Source organism: Microbacterium sp. M1A1_1b (genome assembly GCF_053345565.1).
The window spans coordinates 379,549-401,550 of the sequence record NZ_JBKFAJ010000002.1; the positions used below are offsets into that span (position 1 = coordinate 379,549).

The following is a 22,002-nucleotide window of genomic DNA, read 5'->3' on the forward strand; positions in this document are numbered from 1 at the left end:
CCCGGCGCTTCCGCGGAACCGTGCGGATCGGGCGGGCTCCGCCGGGTGGATGACACGCCCGGTCCCTGGGAATCACCGGTCAATGACATTCCAGTTGCTCGGTAACGTCGTCGGCTGTTCGTCCGACCGGAGGGTCGGCAGTACACCCGATCGAGGAGAGACATGGGTTCCGATCCCAGCAGTACCGAGCGCCGACGGCCAGTCCGTCGGCTCCGCGAGAGCGACGTCACCGTCGTCGACAAGAGCATGATGCGCAAGGCCGTCAGCGGCATGGTCGTCGGCAACACCATGGAGTGGTACGACGTCGGCGTGTACGGCTACCTGGCCGTCACGATGGGCCGCGTGTTCCTGCCGACCGCCGAACCCGCGGTGCAGATCCTGTTCAGCCTCGGGGTCTTCGCGGCGACGTACATCGCCCGCCCGCTCGGTGGGATCGTCTTCGGCCGTCTGGGTGACCGGATCGGCCGGCAGAAGGTGCTGGCGACGACGCTCATCATGATGGCGGCGTCGACGTTCCTGATCGGGGTGCTGCCCGCGTACGCCACGATCGGGGTGCTCGCGCCGATCGTGCTCGTGGTGCTCAAGCTGCTGCAGGGGTTCTCGACGGGCGGTGAGTACGCCGGGGCCACCACGTTCGTGACGGAGTACGCCCCCGACCGCCGCCGCGGGTTCTTCGCGAGCATCCTCGACTTCGGCAGCTACATGGGCTTCGCGCTCGGTGCGACGGTCGTCTCGGTGCTGCAGATCACCCTGGGCGAGGAGACCATGACCGCGTGGGGCTGGCGCCTGCCGTTCCTGGCCGCCGGTGTCATCGGTGCCGTGGCCATCTGGTTCCGGCTGCGCATCGAGGAGTCGCCCGCGTTCCAGGCCACCCAGGCGGCGCAAGAGGCAGCGAGCGAGGCCCGCGCCGACGCCTCTGGGCAGCGCCCCACGAGTGTCGTCGCGATGGTCCGCGAGCACTGGCGTCCGATCGTCATCGCCGTGATGCTCGTCGCCGCGTCGAACACCGTCGGCTACGCCCTGACCAGCTACATGCCGACCTACCTGACCGACTCGCTCGGGTACTCCGCGATCGACGGCACGCTCCTGACGATCCCCGTGCTCGTGCTGCTCGCCGTGATGCTGCCCCTGACCGGCAAGCTCTCGGACCGGCTCGGCCGACGCGTCGTGATGTGGATCGGCGCCGCCACCACCGTCGTGCTGGTCGTGCCCGCGTTCCTGCTCATCGGCCACGGCGAGCAGTGGTCGACCCTGTCCGGACTGGCGCTGCTGGCGCTGATGACCGCGCTGTGGGTCTCGAACCAGGCGGCGTCCCTGCCCGCGCTGTTCCCCACGTCGACGCGGTACGGCGGCATGGGCTTCGCGTACAACATCGCGATCGCGGTGTTCGGTGGGACGACGCCGCTCATCGTGCAGGCACTGCTGACGGCGACGGGCGACGAGCTCGCCCCCGCGTACTTCCTGATGGCGATGAGCGTCCTCGGTGCGATCGGGGTGTTCTGCATGAAGGAGTCGTCCCAGCGGCCGCTGCCGGGATCGATGCCCGCGGTGGAGACCGCCGCCGAGGCCCGCGAGCTCGTCCTGACGCAGGACACGAACCCGCACCTGGACCTGGGGGACCTGCCGTTCGCCGCGCAGGACGCCGCGGAGGCTGCTGCCGAGCCGGTCACCGGGGCGCGCGCCGGCCGCTGACGCAGAACGACATCGCCGCTGTCGGACGACGGCGGCGATGTCGTTCCGCGTCGGAAGCCCTCCGGCCTCTCTCACCCGTGGTCGTGCAGCGCCGGCCAGACCGGGAACGGATCGGCCCACGAGCGCCAGACGTCCGGCCCGGCGAGCAGTTCGGCCGGGGTCAGGAGCGCCGAGTCGAGGGCACGCTCGATCCCGCGCACGTCGAGCCGTTCGCCGACGAACCACAGCGCCTGGCCGATCGGGGCGTCCTCGTCCCAGGACGGGTTGGCGGTCGGGTCGAGTGCGAGCATCGCGCCGAAGCTCGACCACGAACCGACGTGGTCCGGCCGCGACGCCAGCCGGAAGAACCCCCGCGAGCGCAGCACCCGGCCGCTGACCCCGGCGGCCAGGTCCTCGGCGATCACGGTGGCCAGGCGCCCCGGGTGGAACGGCAGCGGCTCGCGGTAGCGCATCGTGACCAGCTCGTCGTCGACGTCCCGCCCCAGGTCGGCGCCACTCGACAGCGCCACCATCCACCCGGCGCCGGTCGCCAGCAACCGTGCGGCACCGCCGTTCGACGCGGGCAGGTCGTCGGGGCCGCGCAGGTGGTCCAGGGCCATGATCGACGCGTACGGCGCCATCCGGTGCAGCAGCGCGACGAGTGCCCGCCGGCGTCGACCGGACAGCGGCCCGAGCCGGTCGAGGGCGATCACCGTGGCGTACTCCGCCAGCGACGCGATGCGGTCGGCGGCGACGAAGGCGTCGTCGACGTCGGACCAGAGCAGGTGGGCGACGTCGTCGGCGCGCAGGACCGTCACCGCGTGGCGGAGGACCCGGTCGTGCCCGTGCTCGGCGCGGGCGGCGTTCGCCAGGAGCATGCCGACGGCGCGGGTGTCCGCTCCGGGCGCCAGGGTCACGACGAGTCCGTGGTCGGCCTCCGGTCCGCACGCCCGGTCGAGCTGGTCCGTGCGGGCGGAGATCGCACGAGCGGCGGTGAACGCACTGCCGGCGACGTGCATCCGGTGGTCGGTGCTCCCGCGGGTGCCTCGGCGGGCCAGCAGGACGGCGACACGATCGGCGTCGGCCTGGTGCAGAGCGGAGACGAGGGTGATGACGGCGGGGCGCATGCGGACTACGCTACATGAAAACCGTTATCAACAAGGAGGATGCCGTGCAGGTCCGCAACTCGCTCAAGGCACTGAAGAAGATCCCCGGATCGCAGGTGGTGCGCCGGCGCGGCCGGGTGTATGTGATCAACAAGCAGAACCCACGGTGGAACACGCGTCAGGGCTGATCGCGTCTTCCGTAGGGTGGCAGCATGCGACTGCTCCTGATCCGTCACGGCCAGACCCCCGCCAACGTCTCCGGCATCCTGGACGCCGAGGTCCCCGGTCCCGGGCTCACCGAGCTCGGTGAGCAGCAGGCCCAGGCGTTGCCGGCGGCCCTGGCCGAGCGGGGGATCGAGCGCCTGTTCGTGTCGTCCATGCTCCGCACGCAGCTGACGGCCGCGCCGCTCGCCACCGCGCTCGGGCTCGAGCCGGTCGTGCTCCCCGGGCTCCGCGAGATCGAGGCGGGGGACCTGCAGGGCAAGCGCGACCAGACCTCGGTGCAGCGCTACCTGGCCGCCTGCTACGCGTGGGCGTCGGGGGAGCGCGAGGCCCGGATGCCCGGCGCCGAGACCGGTGAGGACTTCTTCGACCGGTACGACGATGCGGTCCGGCAGATCGAGGACACCGGCGTACAGGTCGCCGCGGCGTTCAGCCACGGCGCTGCCATCCGGATCTGGGCCGCGACGACCGCGCAGAACACCCCGAACGACCTGGGGGCCGACCGGCACCTCGAGAACACCGGTGTCGTCGAGCTCGAGGGTTCGACGGCCGAGGGCTGGCGCCTGGTCGACTGGGAGGGTGAGCCGATCGGCGGCGACGACCTGATCGACCGGACCGCGCAGGACCCGACCGGCGAGCGGTTCTAGCGAGAGCGGTGGGTCGCAACCCTGTCGCGAAAGCGACAGTCTGCCGCCGACGTTCCGGCACGATCTGTCGCTTTCGCGGGGTGTGACCCCGCCACAGACGGACGGGAGGCCCGGTGCCAGCTGGCACCGGGCCTCCCGTCCGTCTTGGTGCGGGTCTACGACGCGTGGGCCGCCGTGGCGGTGAGCGGCACGATCACGCCGTGCGCCTCGCGCAGCACGTCGAGGGTGTGCTGGATCTCGTCCGCACGCTCCTCGGTGCTCCAGCCGAGGGCACCGGCCAGCACGTCCGCCAGCTCGTCGAGCAGGTCGATCGTGACCCCGCCGACGAACGCCAGGTTCGTGCGACGCAGCACCACGTCGATCAGGTGGACGGCCTGCTCGTGCTCGGCGAAGTACGCGACCTCGGCGCGGGTCAGCGCCGGGTCGGACTCGAGCGGCTCGACCGGACCGTCGGTCAGCACGTCGACGACCTCGGCCGCACGGGTGCCGTAGCGCTCGAGCAGCCCCTCGACCAGGGACTCGTCGAGCCCGTCACGGTGCGACTTGATCCACAGGGCGCGCTGGGCGTCCGTGGTCGGGAAGTCCTTGCCGCCGCCGATGGCCATCCCGGTCGTGTCGACCTTGCGGGCGACGCCGAGCTTCTGCGTGGCCTCGGTCGACAGGTGCGCGGCGAGGGCACGGAACGTCGTCCACTTGCCGCCGACGAGCGACAGCACGGTGGTGTCACCGAGCCCGGGGATCTGGGTGTCGACGATCCGGTAGTCGCGGGACACGAAGCCGGGGGCGGTGTCCTCGTGGCGGGGGAGCGGCCGGATGCCCGAGTAGCTGTAGACGATGTGGTCGCGGGTGACCTCGATCTGCGGGAACACGTGCTTGACCAGGCCGAAGAAGTAGTCGATCTCCTCGTCGGTGGTCGTGACGGGCTTCGACGGGTCGGCGTCGATGTCGGTCGTGCCGATGAGCACGCGGCCCTTGAGCGGGTAGATCAGCACGATGCGGCCGTCGTCGTTCTCGAAGAACAGCTCGCGGCCCTTGGTCGCCTCGAGCAGCTCGTCGTTCTGCACGACGATGTGGGAGCCCTTCGTGCCGCCCATGTACTTCGTCTCGCCGCCGAACGCCTGGTTCGTCAGGTCGGTCCACGGGCCGGATGCGTTGATCACGACGTCGGCCTGGAAGGCGAACTCCTCGCCGGTCTCCAGGTCACGCAGCAGCACGCCACCGTCGCGGGTGCCGGCGGCCTCGACGTAGTTGGTCGCACGGGCGGTCGCGGCGGAGCCGGTCCCGGTGCCGGCGGCCAGGCCGTCCTTGAGCACGTCGAGCGCCAGGCGCTCCGGCTCGTGCACGCTGGCGTCGTAGTAGGTGCCCGTGTACTTCAGGTCCTTGTTGAGCGCCGGCATGTCCGACAGCGCCGCCTTCTTGGTGCGGAAGACGTGCTTGGGGACCGAGCCGCCGTCGCGCGAGAACGAGTCGTAGATCGTCATGCCGATCTTGATCAGCATCGCGCCGCGCTCCTTGGTGGAGCGCTGCTTGTGCGTGAGCATGCGCAAGGGGGCGTTCATGATGCCGGAGAACGTCGAGAAGATCGGCATCGTCGTCTGCAGCGGCTTGACGTAGTGCGGGGCGATCCGGATCAGGCCGTTGCGCTCCTGCACGCTCTCACGCACCAGGCGGAACTCGCCGTTCTCCAGGTAGCGGATGCCGCCGTGGATCATGTGGCTGGACGCCGCGGAGGCGCCGGAGGCGTAGTCGCCGCGCTCGACGAGCGCGACGTCGACACCCTGCAGGGCGAGGTCGCGGAAGGTGGCGATGCCGTTGATGCCGCCACCCACCACCAGGACCTGTGCGTTGGGGCGCTCGGTGAGGGCGGTCACCGTGCGTCGGGGCTGCGTCGTCTTCGACATGTGCGTACGCATCGCTTTCTGGGGTCGGTTCTGTGGTCTTGCATCCGATCGTGCGCCTGTCGAGAAGTCCGGGCAACCTGCGTGCACGAACGTGCAGCACCGGTGTCGGCACGCCCGGTGGCGGCTCCGATCAGGCACTGGAGGCTCGGTCGGGCTTGCAGAGGCCGTGCACGTCCGTGCATGGTTGCTCCATGTCCTCGAGTGCCGGTGATCCGGTTGTCTGACGCGGCCCAGCCGATGCGCACGCAGCAGGCGCTGCGCGCCGCACACCTGTACTACCTGCAAGACCTGACGATGGACGCCATCGCGGACGAACTCGGGACGTCGCGGTCCTCGGTCTCGCGGCTGCTCAAGCACGCCAGGGACACCGGCCTGGTCGACATCCAGATCCGGTCGCCGCTCGACCAGGCCGCGGCGCTCAGTCGGAGCATCCGGGCCCGCTTCGGGGTGCACGCGCACGTCGTCCCGGTCCCTGACCACACCAGCGACGTCGACCGGCTCGAACGGGTCGCGCTGTCCGCCGCGCGGATCCTGACGCAGTACATCGAGTCGAACATGGTGATCGGGTTGTCGTGGGGCTCGACGGTGAGTGCCGTCAGCCGGTACCTCGTGCCGAAGACCACGCACGGATCGACCGTCGTGCAGGTGAACGGCGCGGCCAACACCCGGACGACGGGCATCGTCTACGCCTCGGAGATCCTGCGGCGGTTCGGCGAGGCGTACGGCGCGCTCGTGCAGCAGTTCCCGGTGCCGGCGTTCTTCGACGACCCCGCCACGAAGGAGGCCCTGTTCCGCGAACGTTCCATCCGCCGCGTGCTCGACCTGCACGAGCGGATGGACGTGGTGGTGTTCGGCGTCGGTGCGCCGCAGGCCCCGGTGCCCTCGCACGTGTACTCCGGCGGGTACCTCGACCCCGCCGACCGCGAGGAGCTGGCGAAGGCCAAGGTCGTGGGTGACGTGTCCACCGTGTTCTACCGCGCGGACGGGTCGTGGCGGGACATCGGTGTCAATGCGCGCGCCGGCGGCCCGGACCTCGACACGATCAAACGTGCGCCACGGCGGATCTGCGTCGTCGCCGGTCGTGGCAAGGCGGCGTCCCTGCGCGGTGCCCTGGCCGCCGGGCTGATCACCGACCTGATCCTCGACGAGAGCATCGGGCAGGCGATCCTGCAGAACTGACGGGCGCCACGCGTTTGTCGGTGGCTCGTCGTACGTTCGGGTGCATGGTGCCATCCACCGAAACCACCTCGCCGAAGGCGCTGCGCACGGCCGTTGCCGTGCCCGGTGCCGAGCGGTGCGTGACGAGCGTCCCGGACCGCCGCGGGACCGCCGACGGCCGCTGGTCGAAGCGACTCGCCGGTTCGGACGTCGACCAGGCCCTCGCGTTCTTCTCGGCCGACTACGACCTGCGGACGCCTGCCGTCCGCCGGACATCGACCGCCGCCAGCTGGAGCTTCGCCGGCGTCGGTGACGAGCGGATGTCCCTGCGCAGCTCCCGGTTCCAGGTCGACCTGCGCAGCGAGTCCCTGGTCGAGGACGAGTTCATCGTCGTGTGGCTGCGTTCGGGCACCAGCAGGATCTCGTACGCCGGACACAGCATCGACCTGCAGCCGGGCATCCCCGTCGTGCTGCCGAGCGACGGTGCCTACCAGCTGCACCACCGTGACATCGCGCTCAACCTCGTGCAGCTGGACCGTTCGTTCGTGGCCGAGCTCGCGGGCGACGCCGACTTCGCGTTCGAGCCGTTGCAGCGTCCGACGGCCGAGGGCGCGCACGTCTGGCAGCAGGCCGTTCGTGCGCACTCGGCGACATGGCTCGACATGGGTCACACGCTCGGTGACACCGCGCGCCGTGCGGTCGCCGACGCGTTCGCCAGTGCCGCACTCCGGGCCTTCCCGCAGCGCACGACCTGGCGTGCATCGGTCCCCGGCACGGGTCCCGAGCACGACCGCCTCCGCCGTGCGCTCGAGTTCGTGCACGCCCACGCCAGCGAGGCGATCGGTACCCCCGAGATCGCCTCGGCCGCAGGGCTCAGCCCACGCGGCCTGCAGCAGTCGCTGCGTCGCCACCTCGACCAGACGCCCGGTGACCTGCTGCGCGGTGTCCGACTCGACGGCGCGCACACCGACCTGCGTCGGGCTGACCGCGACGAGACCTCGGTGGCGGACATCGCCCGGGCCTGGGGCTTCGGACATCTGGGACGGTTCTCGGCTGCCTACCGGGCCCGGTTCGGCGAACTGCCGAGCGAGTCGCTCCGCAGCCGGAGCTGATCCACCGAATCTGATCGCACGGATCCGGAGATCGTCATCCGGATGTTCGGCCGCAACCTGCGTGAAACGCACGAGTGGCTGGATGGTGGGTGTCACCGCGGCCCGGCCGCACCGCAGCCCACGAAGGAGTCCGCCATGCGCATCGGCGTCCCCACCGAGATCAAGAACAACGAGTTCCGCGTCGCCGCCACGCCGGCGGGTGTCGCCGAGCTGACGATGCACGGCCACCAGGTGCTCGTGCAGGCCGGGGCCGGCGACGGCTCGTCCTTCCCGGACGCCGAGTACCAGGTCGCGGGCGCGACGATCGTGCCGTCCGCGTCCCAGGTCTGGGAACAGGCCGAGCTCGTGCTCAAGGTCAAGGAGCCCGTCGCGTCCGAGTACGCGTCGATCCGACCCGGGCAGGTCCTGTTCACCTACCTGCACCTGGCGGCCGACCGTCCCCTGACCGACGCGCTGATCGCATCGGGCGCGACGGCGATCGCCTACGAGACGGTCCAGCTGCCCGACCGGTCGCTGCCGCTGCTGTCCCCGATGTCCGAGATCGCCGGACGGCTGTCGACCCAGGTCGGTGCGAACCACCTGATGCGCGCCCACGGCGGACGTGGCCTGTTGCTCGGTGGTGTCCCCGGCACGCCGAAGGGTCGCGTGGTCGTCATCGGTGGCGGTGTCGCGGGGGAGCACGCCGCGGCGATGGCGCTCGGCCTGGGCGCCGACGTCACGGTCTTCGACATCAGCCTGCCCCGCCTGCGTGCGCTCGACGCCCGGTTCGACGGACGGATCACGACGCTGCGGTCCTCGACGCACGCGATCGCGTCGGCCCTGCGCGACGCCGACCTGGTGATCGGGTCGGTGCTGATCCCCGGTGCTTCCGCGCCCAAGCTCGTCACCGACGCCATGGTCGCCGACATGCGCCCGGGGTCGGTGCTCGTCGACATCGCCATCGACCAGGGTGGCTGCTTCGAGGGCTCGCGGCCGACCACGCACGACGACCCGACCTTCCGCGTGCACGACGCCGTGTACTACTGCGTGGCGAACATGCCCGGAGCGGTCCCGCGCACGTCGACGATCTCGCTGACGAACGCGACGCTGCCGTACGCGCTGGCGATCGCCGACCAGGGGTGGGAGCAGGCACTCGAGGCCGACGCTGCCCTGGCTCGCGGCCTCAACGTGCACGCCGGTCAGGTCACGAACGAGGCCGTCGCCGCTGCCCACGGCCTGGTCGCCGCCGCGCGCTGACGCGCCCGGCCCGGCCCGGCCCGCGCGCCGACGCGGCCCGCGCCGGAGCTCACTCCCGGTTCATCGCGAAAGCGACAGTTCGCCGCGGAACATCCGCGGCGAACTGTCGCTTTCGCGTGGGGGTTGGGGTTGGGGCCGGGTAGCGGCGCAATGTCGCGGTCTCGGGCGGATCGCGCGCGGCGCCGCGCGCAGGCCCGGGCTAGCGGACCGTCAGGCGCGGGGCCGGGGCGCGGAACCCCGCGCGGGCCCGCACCACGAGGGTGACGACGACCGCGACGGCAGCGGCGACGATGGCCGCGACCGCGGTGGGCACCGACACCAGGGGTCCGTCGAGCCGCGCGACCGCGACCCACGCCAGACCCCAGGCGAGCGAGACGACCGGGGACAACCGTCCCTGACCGCCGAGTGCCACCAGCACCCCGACGACCCCGGCGACGAGCGCCACGACGACGCCCCACACGTCCTGCCCGAGCCCGAAGCCGCGGAAGCCGGCGGCGGTCAGCACCGCGGCGGTGTTGGCGGCCGTCGCGACGCAGAGCCACCCGAGGTACAGCCCGAACGTGCCGTCGGTGACGATCGCCTCGACGATGCCCGACGGTCGTGTGCGCCGCAGGATGACGAACGCCCACACCAGCACCGCGAGCAGCGCGACGATGATCGGCTCGCTCGCCCACAGGAACCCGAACTGCACGGACAGGATCCATGCGGCGTTGAGCAACAGCGACAGCACCGCGGGCACGGCCAAACGGTCGTGACGCTCCTGGTCGGCGTGACGCGGCAGGAACTGCCAGATCGCGAACGCGATGAGCCCGGTGTAGATGACGCTCCAGATGCCGAAGGCGGGGCCACCGGGGGCGATCGCCGTCGACGATGCCGACAGTGCCCCTCCGGCGGCGTCCTGGATCGGCGTGCCACCCGCGGCGCCCGACCCGATGAACGAGCCCACCAGGGCGATGACGGCGCTCGCCGCGATCGCGATCTTCCGGAACCATCGCATGGTCACTCCTCTCGTCGGCACGCCGTCGTCAGCATGCTGAAGACCCCACGCTATGCCCGGACCTGCTGGCCCTCGCAGGGAGTGCTCAGGCCGCGGGGGACGTGCGTAGCCTGGGCACGTGACCGTCGAGCTGAACACCGTGTACGTCGACCGCATCGCCCCGATGGCGAGCCCCTCGCTCGACGAGTCCTTCCGGCTGATGGCCGACCAGGACGCCAGTACCTGCATCGTCCTGTACCGCCCGGACGCCGAGGAGCTCGGGGACGTCGCCGTCGCGCTCGGACTGCACGAGCTCGCGGTGGAGGACTCGGCCGAGGGGCACCAGCGACCGAAGCTCGAGCGGTACGGGTCGACGCTGTTCGCGGTCCTCAAACCGGCGCTGTACAACGACCGGCTCGAAGAGGTGGCGTTCGGCGAGGTGCACGCGTTCGTCGGGGACGACTTCTTCCTGGCCGTCGTGCAGGCCGACCCGCGCGGACAGCAGGTCGTCCCGCGGGCCCTGCAGCGCATGAGCGGCAAGCCCGGACTGGTCACGGCCGGCCCGCAGGCGCAGCTCTGGGCGCTGATGGACTCGATCGTCGACGACTACATGCCGGTGATCGACGGGCTCGAAGAGGACATCAACCAGATCGAGGACCAGCTGTTCGCCGGGGTGCCCGGCGTGTCGAAGCGCATCTACGAGCTGTTCGGCGAGGTCGTCGACTTCCAGCGTGCCGCCCGCCCGCTGGTCTACATGATCGAGAACCTGCACCGCGGGGCCGAGAAGTACCACCTGCCGGTCGAGATGCAGCGACGCTTCCGCGACGTGCTCGACCACGCGATCCGCACGGCGGAGCGGCTCGACACGTTCCGGCAGCTGCTGCAGAACGCCCTGACGGTCGATGCCACCCTGGCGGCGCAGAAGCAGAACGACGACACCAAGAAGATCTCCGGCTGGGCGGCGATCCTGTTCGCACCGACCCTGATCGCGGCGATCTACGGCATGAACTTCACGCACATGCCCGAGCTGACCTGGACGTGGGGGTACCCGCTGGCCGTCCTGGCGATGGTCGTCTTCGCCGCGGCCCTGTTCGTGGTCTTCAAGGTGAAGCGCTGGTTCTGACCCAAGGTGCAGCGCTGGTTCTGACCCAAGGCGAAGCGCCGGTTCTGACCCAAGGTGACGCGGCGGTTCTGACATACTGAGCGCACATAGTTGCGAAACAAAAGAAAGAGCTCCGATGACGCAGCACGCGCAGCCGACGCACCACGACCGCCCCGATGCCCTCGTCCACCTGACCGCTGCCGGGGTGTCGCTCGTGCTCGACTGCACGGCCGGCCAGCTGCCCGCGATCGTGCACTGGGGTGCCGCTCTCGGGGTCATGTCGACCGACGACCTGACGAACCTGGTGGAGTCCGGCCGGGAACCCGTCGTGTCGAACGCGGTCGACGAGCCGATCCGCCTGGCCGTCCTGCCCGAGCCGCACGCCGGGTGGTCCGGCAAGCCCGGCATCAGCGGCCACCGCGACGGCCACGACTGGTCGCCGAAGTTCACGACGACGAGCCTCGACGTGCACGGTGAAGCGCACCAGACGGAACCAGGAGCCGAGCGGCAGGACGACGCCCACGAGCGCCAGATCCCTGCCCGCATCGACGCCGGCCCCGCCACGGTCATCGTCGAGGCCACCGACCCCACCGCGGGCCTGGCCGTCCGGCTGGAGATCGAACTGCTGCCCGCCGGCCTGGTCCGCACCCGGGCCGCCGTCACGAACACCGGCCAGGGCACGTACACGGTCGACGACGTCACGGTCGCCCTGCCGGTCCCGACCCGGGCGCGCGAGGTGCTCGACTTCGCCGGCCGCTGGGGCAAGGAGCGCACGCCGCAGCGCAGCGAGCTGGTGGTCGGCATCCACGAGCGTGAAGGACGCAAGGGCCGCACCGGAGCCGACGCCGCCACGGTGCTGAGCGTCGGGGTGCCCGGGTTCGGCTTCGCCCGTGGTGAGGTCTGGGGCGTGCACACCGCGTGGAGCGGCAACCACCGCCACCACGCCGAGCGCCTGTTCAACGGCAAGCAGGTCGTCGGCGGCGGTGAGCTGCTGCTGCCCGGCGAGGTCCGCCTCGGCACGGGGAAGACGTACGCAGGACCGTGGGTCTACGGTGCCTACGCCGACGGGCTCGACGCCCAGGCACGGCGCTTCCACACCCACCTGCGCAGCCGCCCGCAGCACCCGCGCTCCGACCGTCCGATGACGATCAACGTGTGGGAGGCGGTCTACTTCGACCACGACCTGGCCCGCCTGCGCGACCTGGCCGACCGGTCCGCCCGGCTCGGCGTCGAGCGGTTCGTGTTGGACGACGGCTGGTTCCGGCACCGCCGCAACGACTTCGCCGGCCTGGGCGACTGGTTCGTCGACGAGGGGGTGTGGCCGGACGGGCTGACCCCGCTCGTCGAGCACGTCCGCGCGGCGGGGATGCAGTTCGGCCTGTGGTTCGAGCCGGAGATGGTCAACGAGGACAGCGACCTGGCACGCGCGCACCCGGAGTGGATCATGCAGGCCGACGGCCGCCTGCCGATCCGCTCGCGCCACCAGCAGGTGTTGAACCTGGCGATCCCCGAGGCGTACGAGTACGTGCTCGACCGGATGACGTCGATCATCGACGAGTACCGCATCGACTACGTCAAGTGGGACCACAACCGCGACCTGGTCGAGGCCGGACGCCCGGGCGGTGGTGCCGCGGTGCACGAGCAGACCCTGGCGGCCTACCGGCTGATGGCAGCGCTCAAGGACCGGTTCCCGGGCTTCGAGATCGAGTCGTGCTCGTCCGGTGGTGCCCGCGTCGACCTCGGCGTGATCGAACACACCGACCGGGTGTGGGTGTCCGACTGCATCGACCCGCTCGAGCGGCAGCAGATGAACCGCTGGACGATGCAGCTGTTGCCGGCGGAGCTGCTCGGGTCGCACATCGCCAGTGGGGTGAACCACACGACCGGGCGTTGGCACGACCTGTCCTTCCGTGCCGGCACCGCGATCTTCGGGCACCTCGGCATCGAGTGGGACCTGTCGACGGCGACCGAGGCCGAGGAACGTGACCTGGCCGAGTGGATCGCCCTGTACAAGCAGGTCCGTCCACTGCTGCACGGGGGCGACCTGGTGCGTGTCGACCAGGTCGACGCGACGCAGAACGTCTACGGCGTGGTCGCCCCGGACCGCCGCGATGCACTGTTCTTCCTGGCCTCCCTGGGCAGCTCCGAGGTGAGCCTGCGCGGCCGCATCACCTTCCGCGACCTCGACCCGGACACGCGCTACCGCGTGGACCCGCTGCTGATCGGCACGGGTGCGGACGGCGTCCGGGCGCCGGTCTGGTGGTCCGGCGACCGCGTCTTCTCCGGCCGCGTGCTGACCGAGGTCGGCCTCGAGGCCCCGGCGCTGTCCGCCGAGCGCGTCGTGCCGTTCCGGGTGACGGCGGTCTGACGGCCGCCCACCGGCGGGAGCAGGGACCCACCTGCAGGACGGGAGGCCCGTGGTGACGTCACCACGGGCCTCCTGTCCGTCTCGGTGCCGGAAATGTCTTGACAAGCCTTTATTGCGCGGCAACACTAAGGGCATCCGGAGGCCGACGCCCCCGAGGAAACCGCGTTGACGAAGGAGTCACGATGGCCACCGAAACACCGTTGTCGTCAACCCTGACGACGAGTGCCCGGCGAAGCCGACCGGTCACGCAGAACGGCGCGGGGGTGTCGAACCCCAAGCGCCGCCGTCGGAACGACCTGTGGCTGGCGTTGGTCTTCATCGCCCCGGCCTCGGTCGGGTTCGCCCTGTTCCTGCTCTGGCCGACCCTGCGCGGCATCTACCTGAGCTTCACGAGCTACAACCTGCTCACGCCGCCGGTGTTCACCGGCCTGCAGAACTACGAGCGCCTGCTGCAGGACTCGATCTTCTGGCACTCGATGGCGGTGACGGTCGAGTACGTCCTGCTGAACATCGGGTTCCAGACCGTGCTGGCGCTGTTCATCGCGGTGATGATGCACCGGCTGACCAAGTCGACGTTCGTCCGCGGCATCGTCCTGGCGCCGTACCTGGTGTCGAACGTGGTCGCGGCGCTCATCTGGCTGTGGATCCTCGACACGCAGCTCGGCATCGGCAACGAGGTCCTCAACGCGATCGGCGTCGGGCGGATCCCGTTCCTGCAGAGCGACGTGTGGGGCATCCCGACCATCGCGTTCATCAACGTCTGGCGGAACGTCGGCTACACCGCGCTGCTCATCTTCGCCGGCCTGCAGGCACTGCCCGAGCAGGTCTACGAGGCCGGCCGCATCGACGGTGCCAGCGAGTGGAAGATGTTCTGGGGGATCACGGTGCCGCTGCTGCGCCCGATCCTGTCGCTCGTGCTCATCATCACGGTCATCGGGTCGTTCCAGGTGTTCGACACCGTCGCCATCACCACGCAGGGCGGACCGGCGAACGCCACGAACGTCGTGCAGAACTACATCTACAACCTGGCGTTCGGCCGGTTCCAGTTCGGGTACGCGTCTGCGGTCTCGGTGGCACTGCTGGTCGTCCTGAGCATCATCACCGTCGTCCAGTACCGACTCTCGCGCTCCAGCGAGAGCGACCTGGACTGACCCGGACCACGGAAGCGAGTCGACGATGACCAGCACCCTGCCCCCGGTGGTCGAACCCACGACCACCCGCGCCGTCACCACCCGTGGCGCCAAGGCCCCGCGTCCGAAGCCGAGCGTCGGCCGCGTGGTCGCCTGGATCGCGATGATCGCCGTGATCGCCGTGACCCTGTTCCCGTTCTACTGGATCCTGCGCACCGCGCTGTCCTCGAACGGCGCGATCTCCGCCGACCCCACCTCGCTGTTGCCGACCGGGTTCAGCCTGGGTGGCTTCGAGCGGGTGTTCGGCCTGCAGTCCACGAAGGAGGCGCTCGCACAGGGCGGCTCCGGCGCGGCGATCAACTTCTGGCAGTACCTGCTGAACTCGGTCATCACCGCGACGATGATCACCGTCGGCCAGGTGTTCTTCTCGGCCGCGGCGGCCTACGCCTTCGCCCGCCTGCGCTGGCCCGGACGCGACCAGGTGTTCGGCGTGTTCCTGGCCGGGCTGATGGTCCCGACGATCTTCACGCTCCTGCCGAACTTCACCCTGATCAAGTCGCTCGGGCTGGTCGACACGCTGCTCGGGATCTCGTTGCCGTCGATGCTCATGACCCCGTTCGCGGTGTTCTTCCTGCGGCAGTTCTTCCTCGGGATCTCGCGCGAGGTCGAAGAAGCCGCACTCATCGACGGTGCGGGCAAGATCCGGGTGTTCTTCCGCCTCATCCTGCCGATGGCGTCCGCCCCGATCGCGACGCTGGCGGTGCTGACGTACATCACCGCCTGGAACGACTACTTCTGGCCGCTGATGGTGTCGTACACGGACAGCTCCCGCGTGCTTACGGTGGCGCTGGGCGTCTTCAAGTCGCAGTCCCCGCAGTCCGGCACCGACTGGGCGGGCCTGATGGCGGCGACCCTGGTGGCCGCGCTCCCGATGATCGTGCTGTTCGGCGTCTTCGCCAAGCGCATCGTCAACTCCATCGGCTTCTCCGGCATCAAGTAGGGAACCCCACGACCATGACGAACTCCATCACCCGTCGCTCGCTGTTCGCCGGCGGCGCCTCGGCGCTGGCCCTCGGTGCGCTCGCCGCGTGCTCGTCGCCCGGTGCCGTCAACCCGAAGAGCGGCGCGACCGGCACCGTGTCGTACTGGCTGTGGGACGCGAACCAGCTCCCCGCGTACCAGGCCGTCGCGAAGGCCTTCGAGCAGGAGAACCCGGACATCACGATCAAGATCACCCAACTCGGCTGGGCCGACTACTGGACGAAGCTCACCGCGGGCTTCATCGCCGGCACCGCCCCCGACGTGTTCACCGACCACCTGTCGAAGTTCCCGCAGTTCGCCGACCTCGACGTGCTGTACAAGCTGGACGAGCTCGAGGCGACGTCGTCCATCCGCGACGACGACTACCAGTCCGGGCTCGCACAGCTCTGGAAGGGCAAGGACGGCCACCGCTACGGCTCGCCCAAGGACTGGGACACCATCGCGATGTTCTACGACCAGAAGGTCATCGCCAAGGCGGGCTACTCCGCCGCGGACCTGGCCGCCCTGCAGTGGAACCCCGACGACGGCGGCACGTTCGAGCAGGCCGTCGCCCACCTGACCATCGACGGCAAGGGCCGCCGCGGGGACGAGCCCGGCTTCGACAGGAACGACGTCGCCGTCTACGGGATGAGTGCGAACGGCAGCGGCGGTGACGGCTTCGGGCAGACGCAGTGGTCGCCGTTCACCGGGTCGACGGACTGGTACTACACGAACAGCAACCCGTGGGGGAACAAGTTCCGCTACGACGACGCCGGGTTCCAGAAGACGATCTCGTGGTACTTCGGGCTGGCCGAGAAGGGCTACATGCCCAAGTACGGCGTCTTCTCGACCACGACCGGCCCGGACGTGCAGCTCGGGTCGAAGAAGGTCGCGCTGTCGTTCAACGGCTCGTGGATGATCGGCACGTACGCCAACCTGCCCGGCATCACGGTCGGCATCGCACCGACGCCGTCGGGTCCGGTCGGGCATCGTGCGTCGATGTTCAACGGCCTGGGCGACTCGATCACCAAGCAGGCGAAGCACCCCGAGGCCGCGGCGAAGTGGGTCGCGTACCTGGGCAGCGACGCCGCGCAGCGGATCGTCGGTCGTGCCGGCATCGTGTTCCCGGCACGCCGGGCCGGCACGGACGCCGCGGTGGCCGCGTTCGCCAAGCGCGGGCTCGACGTCGCGGCGTTCACCGAGCAGGTCGACGACAAGACGACGTTCCTGTTCCCGGTCACCCGCAACCCGGCCGACGTGCAGGCGCTGGTGCAGCCGGCGTTCGACGACATCTACGCCAACGGCAAGCCGATCTCGTCGCTCACCGCGGTGAACGAGCAGGTGAACACGCTGCTCGCGCTCACCTAGGCGGGTGGTCCGGACCACGACCGGACGGGAGGCCCGGTGCCAGCTGGCACCGGGCCTCCCGTCCGGTGTGGGGTGCGGTGTCAGGCGCCCAGCGCGTGCATCTGGATCGCGACCGCGGCCGCGCCGCGGGCCCACTCGTTGAACCGGAACGGCTGTGCGATCAGCGTGGGGGCCGGGGTGGACCAGTGTCGAGCCGCCTCGACGGAGCGGTCGAGGGCATCGCGGCCGACCTCGGCGATCCCGACCAGCTCGCCGGACAGCAGCACGACCTCGGGATCCACGACGTTGACGACGTCGGCGACGAGCAGGCCGAGCGCCTCGGCGGCGGTGTCGACGACGGTGCGGGCCCGGGGGTCACCCTGTCGCGCGACGTCGAGCAACTCGGCGGCCGTCACCGTCCGGTCGAGCGCCCGGCTGCCGGTCAGGGCGAGTGCGCGTGCGCTGAGGACCGCCCGCGCGCAGCCGCGGTGGCCGAACTCGCACTGCAGGTCGGATGCGCCGACCGCACCGCCGAGCCGCTGGTGCCCGATGCTGCCCGCGGTCGAGTGCGCCCCGTCGACGACGGCGTCCCCGACGACCAGCCCGAGCCCGATGCCCGCGCCGACGGTCAGCAGCGCCAGGGACCGGTGGTCACGGCCCTCGCCGAACCAGTGCTCGGCGTGGGTGAGTGCGCGGACGTCGTTCTCCACCGACGCGGGCAGGCCCGTGGCGGCGGTGAGCAGGGCCGCGAGCGGGACGTCCTGCCACCCCAGGAACGGTGCACGCCGGATCGTGCTGCGGCCCTCGGTGGCGCCGCCGACTGCGACGCAGAGCGCCCGGATCCGGCTGTCCGTCGCGGTGACGTCGGCGACGACTGCGGCGATGCGCGCGACGACGGCCGACACGTCACGGTCCGGCAGGGGTTCCTCGCGTTCGGTGAGCACCCGACCCCGGTGGTCGGTCGACACCGCGAACAGTCCGTCGCCGGTGAGCTTCACGCCGATGAAGTGATGTGCGTCCGCGTCGATGTCGAGCGGGATGGACGGTCTGCCGGTGCCGGTCTGCTGGATGCCGTCGCGCTCGACCAGGACCCCGGACTCGAGCAGCGGACGGGTGATGCGCGACAGGCTCGGACCGGACAGGCCGAGCCGGGCGGCGAGCTCGGTGCGCGGGCGCGGGCCCGCACGCAGGACCTCGAGCACGACGGCCTGCGCGCTGCCGGCGAGGGGCTGCCAGGCGCGCGGGTGTCCTGGGTCGGAGGTGTCGAGCACGGTCGCAAGCCTAGGGCGCGGTGGCGGCCCGCAGGCTCGTCCCGGTGCGGGCGCGGCGCGGGCCACCGGTAGGGTTCCTGACATGCCGCACGCTGCACACGCGACACCGATCTGGGCCGTCAAGCTGGCCGTCGTCACCGCACTGGTCGGCATCGCGGGCGGCATCGCCGGAGTCGCGGTGTGGCTCGCGCTGCAGCTGATCCAGTTCGTCGCGTTCGGGTACCCGTTCGGTGGGCACCTCGAGGCAGCCGACGCCCCCTCGGCGCCGAACCGGTTCCTGGCGCTCGTCGCCGCCGGTGTCCTGACCGCGTTCGCCTGGTGGGCGCTGCGTCGCTGGGGGCGTCCGACCGTCGCGGTGACGGCAGCCGTGGGGGGCAAGCGGATGCCGTCCCTGGTGACCCTGGCGAACTCCGGCGTGCAGATCCTGGCGGTCGGGCTCGGCGCATCGATCGGCAAAGAGGTCGCGCCGCGCGAGATCGGTGCCTGGCTGGCGCAGGTCGTCACCCGCCGGGCCGGCCTGACCGAACGCGAGACGAAGATCCTGGTGGCGTGCGGTGCCGCCGCGGGCCTGGCTGCCGTGTACGACGTACCACTCGGTGGGGCGCTGTTCGCGGTCGAGGTCCTGCTCGGCGAACTCACCCTGTCGACCGCGCTGCCGGCGTTCGCCACGAGTGCGATCGCGGCACTGGTCGCACGCCTGGCGATCCCCGACGAGGTGCTGTACCACGTGCCCGCGATGCCGATGTCGCCGTCGTTGCTCGTCTGGGCGATCGTCGTCGGGCCGGTGCTCGGCCTGGCCGGGGTGGGGTTCGTGAAGCTGACGAACCGGCTGCAGGGACTCGCGCCGAAGGGGTGGCACCTGCTCGTCGTCCTGCCCCTGGTGTTCGCGATGGTCGGGCTGATCGCCGTGCCGTTCCCGGACATCCTGGGCAACGGGCGGGCGCTCGGGGTGCTGGCGATGAACACCTCGCTCGACGACGGCACCACGATGGGGATGGCGCCCATCCTGTTCCTGCTGGTGCTCGGCATCGTCCGCACGATCACCACCTCGGCCACGATCGGCGCCGGCGCGGTCGGGGGCACCCTGACGCCGTCGATCGCCATCGGGTCGGCGTTCGGCGGGTTCCTCGGCGGTGCGTGGTTGCTGCTCTGGCCGGCGGACGGCCCGGGGCTGGCGTCCTTCGCGTTCATCGGTGCCGCGGCGTTCCTGGCGACGACGATGCGGGCGCCGTTCACCGCGCTCGTGCTCGTCGTGGAGTTCACCCAGCAGGGCACCGACATCCTGATCCCGTCGCTGCTGGCGGTCACCGGGTCGGTCGCGGTCGGGTTCGTGCTCGCGCGCCGTCGCAGCGCACAGATGGCCTGACGCCCGCGCGGCCCCGCGCGGCCCGCGCGGCCCCGCGCGGCCCCGGTTGGCCCGGGCGCTCGCCGAGTCTCGGCCTGGCGGACACTGTGCGGCGTCCGGAAGCCGAGTTCTGTCCGCGGGGCCGAGACTCGGCGCCGAACCGCGCGCGCGCACCGGGGAGCCGCCGGAGGCCTACCATCGGCCGCACACGCCGGGGCAGCGGGCCCCGCGTCGGAGCGAGAGGCACGCACATGGCGGGGTTCGACGACATCACCAAGAAGGCGCAGGAGTTCCTGAAGGACGGCAAGGTCCAGGACGCGCTCAAGAGCGAGAAGGCCGAGGACGTCAGCGACAAGGTCCTCGACGGCGTGGCCGACGCGGTGAAGAAGGCCACCGGCGGCAAGTTCGACGACAAGATCGACGGCGCCCGCGACTCGGCCGACAAGCACATCGGCAACCAGTAGTCGCGCCGGCACCGACCAGCACCGACACGGCCCCGGAGCCAGCACGGCACCGGGGCCGACCGCTGCCCGGCAGCAGCCCGGCTGGACTCGGGCCGGAACAACGGGGACCATGGAGCGGTTGTCCCCGACGACAGCAGGAGGAACCATCCCCGTGACGATCCACGCGCCAGACCGCCCGCTCACCGACGCCGAGACCCGACGGATCCGCAGCGACTTCCCGATCCTCGACCAGCAGGTGAACGGCTTCCCGTTGGCGTACCTGGACTCCGGCGCCACCGCCGAGCGCCCCCGGCAGGTGCTCGATGCCGAACGCCGGTTCCTCGAGCACGACAACGCGGCCGTGCACCGCGGCGCACACACCCTCGCCGCCCTGAGCACCGACGCGTACGAGGACGCCCGCGCCACCGTCGCCGGCTTCGTCGGCGCGGCCAGCCCCTCCGAGGTCGTCTGGACCGCCAACGCGACCGACGCCCTCAACCTGGTGGCGTACGGCATCGTCAACGCCAGCCGAGGGCGCGGGGGAGCCGCGGCCGAGCGCTTCCGGCTCACCGTGGGCGACGAGGTCCTGGTGACGGAGGCCGAGCACCACGCCAACCTGGTCCCGTGGCAGGAACTCGCGATCGCCACCGGCGCGACCCTGCGGTGGGTGCCCGTCGACGACACCGGCTGCTGGAGCGCCGACGACGCCCGCGCACTGATCACCGAGCGCACCAAGGTCGTCGCGATCGCCCACGTGTCGAACGTCACGGGCATGATCGCCCCCGTCGCCGAGGTCGTGGCGGCTGCCCACGCCGTCGGGGCCCTCGTCGTCCTCGACGCGTGCCAGTCCGCTCCGCACCGGCCGCTGGACGTACGGGCGCTCGACGTCGACTTCGCCGCGTTCTCCGGACACAAGATGCTCGGCCCGAACGGCATCGGCGTGCTGTGGGGCCGTCAGCAGCTGCTCGACGCGCTGCCGCCCTTCCGCACCGGGGGCTCGATGATCACCACCGTGACGATGGAGCACACCGACTTCATGCCCGCGCCCGAGCGCTTCGAGGCCGGCACCCAGCCCGTGTCCCAGGCCGTCGCGCTCGCCGAGGCCGTCCGCTACCTGCAGGGCATCGGCATGGAGCGCGTCCGCGCGCACGAGGAGCACCTCGCCCAACGCATGCTCGACGGGCTCGCGCAGGTTCCCGGCGTCACGGTCGTCGGCCCGCCCGCCGGGGTCCCGCGCTCCGGACTGGTGTCGTTCGACGTCGCCGGCGTGCACGCGCACGACGTGTCGCAGTACCTCGACGCCCAGGGCATCGCCGTCCGCTCGGGCCACCACTGCGCCCAACCGCTGCACCGCCGACTGGGACTGACCGCGACCAGCCGCGCCAGCTCGTACGTCTACACGACCGACGAGGACGTCGACCGGTTCGTCCGTGCCGTCGGCGAGGTCCGCGGGTACTTCGGCGCCGACGCACCGACCGAGGGGGTCACCGCGTGAACGCCCTCGACTCCCTGTACCAGCAGGTGATCCTCGACCACGCCAAGGCCCGGCACGGCGACACCGCGCTGCCCGACGCCGATGCCTCGCACTTCGAACGGAACCCGACCTGCGGCGACGAGATCACCGTCAGCGTGCGCCTCGAGCCCGGCACGGACCGCATCGCGGCGATCGCCTGGCAGGGTGACGGCTGCTCGATCTCGATGGCGTCCGCCTCGGTGCTCACGGACATGGCCGTCGGTCGCACCGTGCCGGAGATGCTCGCCCTGACCGAGGAGTTCCGCACGATGATGCGCTCCCGCGGTGTCGGCGAGCCCGACGAGGACGTGCTCGAGGACCTGGTCGCCTTCCACGGCGTCTCGAAGTTCGTGATGCGCGTCAAGTGCGGCATGCTCGCCTGGGTCGCGGCCGAGGCTGCCGCCCGCGAGGCGACCGCGGCCCGCTGACCGCGA

General features: G+C 71.0%; 19 protein-coding genes. 15 read left to right on the forward strand and 4 right to left on the reverse strand.

Features of this window, described 5'->3' with window-relative positions; all coding sequences use genetic code 11:
• Positions 1-162: 162 nt before the first annotated feature.
• Complete coding sequence (locus ACLBWP_RS06380) at positions 163-1,692, forward strand: MFS transporter (protein WP_447654531.1); 1,530 nt, start codon at positions 163-165, stop codon at positions 1,690-1,692.
• 71 nt (positions 1,693-1,763) lie between these two features.
• Here ACLBWP_RS06380 and ACLBWP_RS06385 read toward each other — a convergent pair whose 3' ends face one another.
• Positions 1,764-2,798 carry a GTP-binding protein gene (locus ACLBWP_RS06385; RefSeq protein ID WP_447654532.1) on the reverse strand — a complete coding sequence of 345 codons (1,035 nt, stop codon included), beginning with the start codon at positions 2,796-2,798 and terminating at the stop codon, positions 1,764-1,766.
• Between the two features lie 44 nt (positions 2,799-2,842).
• On the opposite strand from ACLBWP_RS06385, the gene ykgO reads away from it, so the two are divergent.
• Positions 2,843-2,965 (forward strand): type B 50S ribosomal protein L36, encoded by a 123-nt coding sequence (gene ykgO, locus ACLBWP_RS06390; RefSeq protein WP_242088603.1) that lies wholly within the window; start codon positions 2,843-2,845, stop codon positions 2,963-2,965.
• Positions 2,966-2,989: 24 nt separating this feature from the next.
• Positions 2,990-3,646, forward strand: coding sequence for a histidine phosphatase family protein (locus ACLBWP_RS06395; RefSeq protein ID WP_447654533.1), 657 nt, complete (start codon positions 2,990-2,992; stop codon positions 3,644-3,646).
• A gap of 155 nt (positions 3,647-3,801) precedes the next feature.
• On the opposite strand, the gene ACLBWP_RS06400 is transcribed toward ACLBWP_RS06395, so the two are convergent.
• On the reverse strand, positions 3,802-5,547 hold the full coding sequence (locus ACLBWP_RS06400; protein ID WP_447654534.1) for an FAD-dependent oxidoreductase: 1,746 nt from the start codon (positions 5,545-5,547) through the stop codon (positions 3,802-3,804).
• 237 nt (positions 5,548-5,784) lie between these two features.
• Here ACLBWP_RS06400 and ACLBWP_RS06405 point away from each other — a divergent pair, with 237 nt between their 5' ends.
• The 3 genes from ACLBWP_RS06405 (at position 5,785) to ald (ending at position 9,053) form a co-directional block, all read left to right on the forward strand.
• Entirely contained in the window at positions 5,785-6,726 is a 942-nt protein-coding gene (locus tag ACLBWP_RS06405; protein WP_243563102.1) for a sugar-binding transcriptional regulator, read from the forward strand.
• Between the two features lie 44 nt (positions 6,727-6,770).
• Positions 6,771-7,817: an AraC family transcriptional regulator gene (locus tag ACLBWP_RS06410; RefSeq protein WP_243563103.1), complete on the forward strand. Its 1,047-nt coding sequence runs from the start codon at positions 6,771-6,773 to the stop codon at positions 7,815-7,817.
• Between the two features lie 135 nt (positions 7,818-7,952).
• Complete coding sequence (gene ald, locus ACLBWP_RS06415; RefSeq protein ID WP_447654535.1) at positions 7,953-9,053, forward strand: alanine dehydrogenase; 1,101 nt, start codon at positions 7,953-7,955, stop codon at positions 9,051-9,053.
• Between the two features lie 199 nt (positions 9,054-9,252).
• On the opposite strand, the gene ACLBWP_RS06420 is transcribed toward ald, so the two are convergent.
• The gene (locus tag ACLBWP_RS06420; protein WP_447654536.1) at positions 9,253-10,050 is read right to left on the reverse strand and encodes a tryptophan-rich sensory protein; all 798 of its coding nucleotides are present in this window, start codon (positions 10,048-10,050) and stop codon (positions 9,253-9,255) included.
• A 118-nt stretch (positions 10,051-10,168) separates the two neighbouring features.
• Between ACLBWP_RS06420 and ACLBWP_RS06425 the strand changes: the two genes are divergently transcribed.
• From ACLBWP_RS06425 to ACLBWP_RS06445, 5 genes are all read left to right on the forward strand, one after another.
• Positions 10,169-11,152 (forward strand): magnesium and cobalt transport protein CorA, encoded by a 984-nt coding sequence (locus ACLBWP_RS06425; protein ID WP_243563106.1) that lies wholly within the window; start codon positions 10,169-10,171, stop codon positions 11,150-11,152.
• A gap of 115 nt (positions 11,153-11,267) precedes the next feature.
• The gene (locus ACLBWP_RS06430) at positions 11,268-13,499 is read left to right on the forward strand and encodes an alpha-galactosidase (RefSeq protein WP_447654537.1); all 2,232 of its coding nucleotides are present in this window, start codon (positions 11,268-11,270) and stop codon (positions 13,497-13,499) included.
• Positions 13,500-13,681: 182 nt separating this feature from the next.
• Entirely contained in the window at positions 13,682-14,650 is a 969-nt protein-coding gene (locus tag ACLBWP_RS06435) for a carbohydrate ABC transporter permease (RefSeq protein ID WP_447654538.1), read from the forward strand.
• A gap of 25 nt (positions 14,651-14,675) precedes the next feature.
• Entirely contained in the window at positions 14,676-15,629 is a 954-nt protein-coding gene (locus ACLBWP_RS06440) for a carbohydrate ABC transporter permease (protein ID WP_447654539.1), read from the forward strand.
• Positions 15,630-15,643: 14 nt separating this feature from the next.
• Positions 15,644-17,017: an ABC transporter substrate-binding protein gene (locus ACLBWP_RS06445; RefSeq protein ID WP_447654540.1), complete on the forward strand. Its 1,374-nt coding sequence runs from the start codon at positions 15,644-15,646 to the stop codon at positions 17,015-17,017.
• Between the two features lie 80 nt (positions 17,018-17,097).
• On the opposite strand, the gene ACLBWP_RS06450 is transcribed toward ACLBWP_RS06445, so the two are convergent.
• Positions 17,098-18,267: an ROK family transcriptional regulator gene (locus ACLBWP_RS06450; protein ID WP_243563111.1), complete on the reverse strand. Its 1,170-nt coding sequence runs from the start codon at positions 18,265-18,267 to the stop codon at positions 17,098-17,100.
• A gap of 82 nt (positions 18,268-18,349) precedes the next feature.
• Here ACLBWP_RS06450 and ACLBWP_RS06455 point away from each other — a divergent pair, with 82 nt between their 5' ends.
• The 4 genes from ACLBWP_RS06455 to sufU all read left to right on the forward strand — a co-directional run bounded on the left by ACLBWP_RS06455 (position 18,350) and on the right by sufU (position 21,996).
• On the forward strand, positions 18,350-19,633 hold the full coding sequence (locus ACLBWP_RS06455) for a chloride channel protein (RefSeq protein ID WP_447654541.1): 1,284 nt from the start codon (positions 18,350-18,352) through the stop codon (positions 19,631-19,633).
• Between the two features lie 230 nt (positions 19,634-19,863).
• The gene (locus tag ACLBWP_RS06460) at positions 19,864-20,076 is read left to right on the forward strand and encodes an antitoxin (RefSeq protein ID WP_243563113.1); all 213 of its coding nucleotides are present in this window, start codon (positions 19,864-19,866) and stop codon (positions 20,074-20,076) included.
• A 109-nt stretch (positions 20,077-20,185) separates the two neighbouring features.
• A complete protein-coding gene (locus tag ACLBWP_RS06465; protein WP_447654542.1) occupies positions 20,186-21,550 on the forward strand; it encodes a SufS family cysteine desulfurase in 1,365 nt (454 codons plus the stop codon).
• Complete coding sequence (sufU, locus tag ACLBWP_RS06470; RefSeq protein WP_447654543.1) at positions 21,547-21,996, forward strand: Fe-S cluster assembly sulfur transfer protein SufU; 450 nt, start codon at positions 21,547-21,549, stop codon at positions 21,994-21,996. The genes ACLBWP_RS06465 and sufU overlap by 4 nt, the downstream gene beginning before the upstream one ends.
• Positions 21,997-22,002 lie beyond the last annotated feature (6 nt).